Genomic DNA, 5,531 nt, shown 5'->3' with positions numbered 1-5,531 from the left:
GCAGACCTGCCGCGGCAAGGTGCCCATCATCGCCGGTGCGGGCGGCCCCACGCGCTTCGCCATCCAGTGCGCCCAGGCGGCCGAGAAGGCGGGCGCGCACGGCATCCTGCTGCTGCCGCACTACCTCACCGAGGCCGGCCAGGAAGGCCTGGCCGCCCACGTGGAGGCCGTGTGCAAGAGCGTGAAGTTCGGCGTCATCGTCTACAACCGCGGCCAGAGCCGCTTCTCGCCCGAGACGCTCGCGCGGCTGGCCGAGCGCAATGCCAACCTGGTGGGCTTCAAGGACGGCGTGGGCGACATCGAGCTGATGAACTCCATCTACATGAAGATGGGCGACCGCTTCGCCTACCTGGGCGGGCTGCCCACGGCGGAGGTGTACGCGGCCGCGTACAAGGCGCTGGGCACGCCGGTGTATTCGTCGGCGGTGTTCAACTTCATCCCGAAGACGGCGATGGACTTCTACCACGCGGTGGCGGCGGACGACCAGGCCACGCAGCACCGGCTGCTGCGCGATTTCTTCATGCCGTACCTGGAGCTGCGCAACCGGGTGCAGGGCTATGCGGTGAGCATCGTGAAGGCGGGCGCGAAGATCGTGGGCCACGACGCGGGGCCGGTGCGCGCGCCGCTCAGCGACCTCAAGCCCGCCGAGATGGACGACCTCAAGGCGCTCATCGACAAGCTCGGCCCGCAATAACCCGGGGACGGCCCGGGGGCCCCATGGCATGCGCTTTCCGCTCCGTGTGTTCGCACGGCGGGTGAAAGGCGCATGCCTGCCTTCGGTTTCGATAACGACGACAAACACCAGGAGACAACCCGATGTTCAAGAAAATCATTCTCGCCACGATGGTCGCGGCCGCGGCCGCCACCCTGATCGGCTGCGCCTCGCCGGCCCCGGCGGGCGGCACGGGCGATGAGCAGGCCGTCGCGGCCGCGGCGGAACGGCTGCGCATCGCCATGATCGATCCCTCGCTGGACGCACTGAGCCCATTGGTTGCCGATGACCTGAGCTATGGCCACTCCGGAGGCCGGGTGGATACGAAGGCCAGCTTCATCGCGGACCTGCTGAACGGCAAATCCGATTTCGTCACCATCGTCATCACCGACCAGACCATCCGGATTGCCGGAGACTCGGCCATCGTGCGGCACACCCTCACGGCGGACACCAACGACTCCGGCAAGCCCGGCAAGGTGCAGATCAAGATCCTGGGCGTGTGGCAGAAACAGGGGCGCGACTGGAAGCTGCTGGCGCGCCAGGCCGTTCGCACGGCCGCGTGATCCCTCGGGGTCCATCCCCCCCCATCGAATCGCCGTTGCGACAGGGATTCAGCGAAAGCACCACACCGCGCCGCAACGGGATTTCTCTGCTGGAGGTGCTCTGCGCCTAAACTGGAGGAATGCATTGCATCGCTTTTTTTGCCACCTCCCAGCGCGTGGCGCGATGCACCATGGTACTTACGGCCATGTTAGGCCCCCTCATCTGCACGGGCCAGACCCGGGACGTCACCGGAGAAATCGCCGTCAGCACCGACCTCACCGAGCGGGGCGTTTTCGTCGGGCCGAGCAAGAAACCCATCGTCCAGGGGTTGATCAGCCTCTATGACGCCTCCGGCTGGTCCCTCAGCTCGGCGCTCGGCATGCAGAGCGATGGCACCCGCTCCACCCGGGCCATCGTCCGCGCCGCATACGACGGCATGATCGACAACGACTGGCAATACCAGACCTCGGTGCAGTACTACGCCTACCCCGGAGGCGCCGAGTTCCGGCTTTTCGACCGCGTGGAGGCCGCCGTGGGCGCGAGCTTCCGCGATCTGCTGACGGCAAGCGTCTCCACCTTCCACTACGTCCACACCCGCGACGAGGTGTCGCCCATGCGGTGGGCTGTGGACCTGGGCGCCCGCTGGCCGCTCACCCCCCACTGGTCCGCCACGGGCGCCATCGGCCTGTCCGGCGTTCGCCCTCAGGGACGGCAATACACCTATGGCAGCGCCGGCCTGGCCTGGCATACCGGCCCCTGGCGAGCGGAGTTCACCTATCTGAAAGCGGACGGGCGGGCGAGGCGCCTGTTCACGAACAGCACGTCCGGCCACTGGAGCCTGGCGGTCATCCGCTCTTTTTGAGCCGGCGGACAACTTTCCCGCTCCCACGCGGCACCCACGGCGCATAGACGGCAGCTTCCACCCCTCGATTGCCCATGACCGCCCACTACCCGGACAACTCGCACGACCTCGCCCTTCTGCGCGAAGTGGCGGCTGGCAATCGCACCGCGCTGGCGGACCTCTACCGTGGCTACCACCGCCGCCTGTGCCAGTTCCTGAAGCGGCTCACGCGCCGGATGGACCTGATCGAGGAGATCATCAACGATTGCTTCTGGGTCGTCTGGCAGAAAGCCGATGGATTCCGCGGGGACTCCCGGGTCTCGACCTGGATCATGGGCATCGCCTACCGCTGCGGCCTCAAGGTGCTGCGCCAGGACGGCGGGCTCGACACGATGGAAGACCTGGAAGACGAACCCGCGGCCTTCCAGGCGTTCGCCACCGATCCCCACGAAGACCATGAGTTGCGCGACTGGCTGGCCAAAGGCCTCGAAAAGCTCTCGGTGGACCAGCGGCTGGTGCTGGAGCTGGCCTATGCCAACGGCCATTCGCTGGAGGAAATTGCCGTCATCACCCAGGCCCCCTTGGGCACCGTGAAGGCCCGCATGTTCCATGCGCGGCTCAAGCTGCGCAACCTGCTTCCCGCGCTGGCGACCCGCAGCACCGGAACGAAAGACATCCAACCATGATGCATCCCCCCATTTCTCCCCAGGACCAAGACCGCTCCCATCTGCTGACGCAGGAGATACTGCCGTGGATCGTGAACGGCAGGGCCAGCGAGGAGCAGCGCGCCAACGCGCAGCGGCATCTCGACGAATGCGCCGACTGCCGGACCGAACTGGCCCTCCAGGAGCGCATCCATGCCGCCATGCAGGTCCAGTCCCAACAGGCCGCGCCCGATGTGGACGCGGGCCTGAAGACGCTGATGCAGCGCATCGAACTCGATGCCCTGTGCGATCAACCCGCCCCCCGCGCCACACCCGCCGCCGCACCCCGGCGCCGCTTCGGGCGTGCCACGTATGCGCTGGCCGCCATCGCCCTGCTCCAGACGGCCGCACTGGCCCTCGTCGGCCATCGGATGGCGGCGGAGCAGGATGCATCGCCCTACCAGACCCTCAGCAGCCCCCCCCAGGCGGTCGCGGCGCACGATGCCCTCGCCCATAGCACCATCCGGGTCGTACCCGATGGCCAGACCACCCTGGCCGACTGGAACGCCGCGCTGACCACGCTCGGCTTGCAGGTGGTCAGCGGCCCGAATGCGATGGGCGCCTATGCGGTCATGGCATCGCCGGGCACGTCCGGCGAGCAGGTGGTCGAGCGGCTGCGCGCCACGCCCGGCATGCGACTGGTCGAACCCATGGGAAGCGCACCGTGAGGGCCTTGCCATGGATTGCTTCGGTCGCGCTCGCGGGACTTCTGCTGGGCTGCTCGAATCTGGAGCAGAACCCTTCCGCCCGGAATCCAGGCACCGGAGCTGCCACCGCCGCTGCCGATGGAGACGCTGAGGCCCGCATGCGGGACGGCAGCGAACGCTACATCATCGTCGCGGTCGCCAATCCCCTGGAGCGCGTACCGGGGCGCGCCGGCACCAGCCTGTCGAGCTACGGCGCGCCTCCCCGGTACACCACGGGTGTGCGAGCCGCGCGGCTGGTCGATGCCATCGCCCGGGACTATGGATTACGGGAGGCCACCGCGTGGCCCATCCCCACCTTGAACGTTCACTGCATCGTCTTTGAAATCGGCACGGGCGCCTCGCGGGCAGAGGTCCTGGCGGCGTTGTCGCAGGACTCCCGCGTGCAACTGGCGCAGCCCCTGCAGGATTTCTCGGTCCAATCCGATCCGCCCTCCGCCGCCGGAGTCGCCTACAACGACCCCTACATGCCGCTGCAGCGCGGCTTCATCGACATGGCGGCGGCGCAGGCGCATCGGCTCACCACCGGCAAGGGCGCCCATGTCGCGGTCATCGACACGGGCGCGCAGACCGATCACCCCGACCTCCAGGGCCGCATCGGCGCCAGCTACAACCTCGTGGACGAAGACTCCCAGGTCTTTCAGAAGGACCGCCACGGCACGCAGGTGCTCGGCATCATGGCCGCCGCCGGCAACAATCTCCAGGGGATCGTGGGCCTGGCGCCGGAAGCACGCTTCAGCCTCTACAAGGCCTGCTGGTACCCCGCCACGTCACCCGGCACCGGTGCGCGCTGCAATTCGTTCACGCTGGCAAAAGCGCTTGTTGCCGTGATGTCGTCCAACGCCCGCACGATCAACCTGAGCCTCGGCGGACCGAACGACGCCCTGCTCACCCAATTGCTGGGCCAGCTGATCGCGCAAGGCAGGATCGTGGTGACGGCACTCCCCCCCAGCGGGCAGCGCACGGGGTTCCCCGCCGGCGTGCCCGGCGTGATCGCCGTGGAAGCCGCCGGAAACCCCAAGGGTCCGCTCGCGGAGGGCGTGCTCGTCGCACCCGGCAAGGACGTCCTGACCTTACAGCCCGAGGGCCGCTACGACTTCGCTTCGGGCTCCTCCATGGCCGCGGCCCACGTGAGCGGCATCGTGGCGCTGCTGCAATCCGCGGCCCCCCATCTGGATCGCAGCGCGATCGAAGAGCTGCTGCAACGCAGCGAGACGGCGGACAACAAACCCTTCATGGTCAATGCGGAGCGGGCTCTAGCCACCGCCATGCCACGCGACCACCGGCTGGCCGGGCGCTGAAACGCCCATGGGCCGCAGGCGTCCACCACGCCAGCGTAACCCGCCGCATGCCCGCGACTCCCGCACCCACCACCCGCGCCACCACCATCGGGCTGGCCGTGAACGGGGTTCGGCGATTTCTCATTGACCGCTCCTCGCGCCGTCCGTGTGCATGAGGATTTTCTCGCCTGTCTTTCGTCGCTCCCTCGATCCGAAGCGAGCACAAGGCCAGGCACGCCATGGTGGCGCGGAATTTCCTCGTGCAATTGAGAAACTCAATCAGGCCGATCAATGAATTCTTGCGAATCATGGAAAACCGCAACGAGAAAGAAAAGCACTTACACGGTAATTCAAACGGTTAGCGGCGACAGCCTTCAATCACCATGCTCCTCAAAAACGCACTCGTCTTTCTCCATCTGCTCGCAATGGCTTTGTTGCACAAATCAGTTCGAAGACGGCATAGCCCCAACCCCAGACGGATTTATGCCATGGCGGCCACCAGAACGGTTTGAGGACGACCGATCTGGCTGAAGCGGTTGAGTACGGCCACGCGGACATGCAACTCCACCACCTGATGCTCGAACGTGCGCGCCGTCACCCGTTCGCCCAGTCGCTTGAAGCAGTGCATCTTCGTCTCGACAAGGCTGCGCCGGTGGTAGCCGCTCCACTTCTTCCAGACGCTGCGGCCCAAACGCTGGCACGCCCGGATGGCTTCGTTGCGCTGCTCCGATCCCGGACTCGGCTTCT

General features: G+C 66.9%; 7 protein-coding genes. 6 read left to right on the top strand and 1 reads right to left on the bottom strand.

What is annotated here, in order from left to right; genetic code table 11:
• The 6 genes from AX018_RS24215 to AX018_RS24190 all read left to right on the top strand — a co-directional run.
• Positions 1-694, top strand: a 694-nt coding sequence (locus AX018_RS24215; protein ID WP_111882799.1) for a 5-dehydro-4-deoxyglucarate dehydratase, incomplete at its 5' end; no start/stop codon positions are given.
• 122 nt (positions 695-816) lie between these two features.
• Positions 817-1,275, top strand: coding sequence for a nuclear transport factor 2 family protein (locus AX018_RS24210; protein ID WP_211322527.1), 459 nt, complete (start codon positions 817-819; stop codon positions 1,273-1,275).
• 185 nt (positions 1,276-1,460) lie between these two features.
• The gene (locus AX018_RS24205; protein ID WP_146749452.1) at positions 1,461-2,117 is read left to right on the top strand and encodes a TorF family putative porin; all 657 of its coding nucleotides are present in this window, start codon (positions 1,461-1,463) and stop codon (positions 2,115-2,117) included.
• A gap of 74 nt (positions 2,118-2,191) precedes the next feature.
• Positions 2,192-2,782 carry an RNA polymerase sigma factor gene (locus AX018_RS24200; RefSeq protein ID WP_111882797.1) on the top strand — a complete coding sequence of 197 codons (591 nt, stop codon included), beginning with the start codon at positions 2,192-2,194 and terminating at the stop codon, positions 2,780-2,782.
• The gene (locus AX018_RS24195) at positions 2,779-3,468 is read left to right on the top strand and encodes a zf-HC2 domain-containing protein (RefSeq protein WP_111882796.1); all 690 of its coding nucleotides are present in this window, start codon (positions 2,779-2,781) and stop codon (positions 3,466-3,468) included. The genes AX018_RS24200 and AX018_RS24195 overlap by 4 nt, the downstream gene beginning before the upstream one ends.
• Entirely contained in the window at positions 3,465-4,805 is a 1,341-nt protein-coding gene (locus tag AX018_RS24190; RefSeq protein ID WP_245951832.1) for a S8 family serine peptidase, read from the top strand. Before AX018_RS24195 ends, AX018_RS24190 begins: the two co-directional genes overlap by 4 nt.
• Positions 4,806-5,265: 460 nt before the next feature.
• On the opposite strand, the gene AX018_RS24185 is transcribed toward AX018_RS24190, so the two are convergent.
• The coding region (locus AX018_RS24185; RefSeq protein ID WP_146749451.1) for a transposase at positions 5,266-5,531 on the bottom strand (266 nt) is incomplete at its 5' end.

Source organism: Paracidovorax anthurii, assembly GCF_003269065.1.
GTDB classification, from domain to species: Bacteria; Pseudomonadota; Gammaproteobacteria; order Burkholderiales; family Burkholderiaceae_C; genus Paracidovorax; species Paracidovorax anthurii.
This window is presented reverse-complemented; position numbering and strand designations above follow the sequence as displayed.

Bases quoted from the DNA above. Each gene is read 5' to 3' on its own strand.
- AX018_RS24210 (WP_211322527.1), top strand. From the start codon at position 817: ATGTTCAAGAAAATCATTCTCGCCACGATGGTCGCGGCCGCGGCCGCC.
- AX018_RS24205 (WP_146749452.1), top strand. From the start codon at position 1,461: ATGTTAGGCCCCCTCATCTGCACGGGCCAGACCCGGGACGTCACCGGA.
- AX018_RS24200 (WP_111882797.1), top strand. From the start codon at position 2,192: ATGACCGCCCACTACCCGGACAACTCGCACGACCTCGCCCTTCTGCGC.
- AX018_RS24195 (WP_111882796.1), top strand. From the start codon at position 2,779: ATGATGCATCCCCCCATTTCTCCCCAGGACCAAGACCGCTCCCATCTG.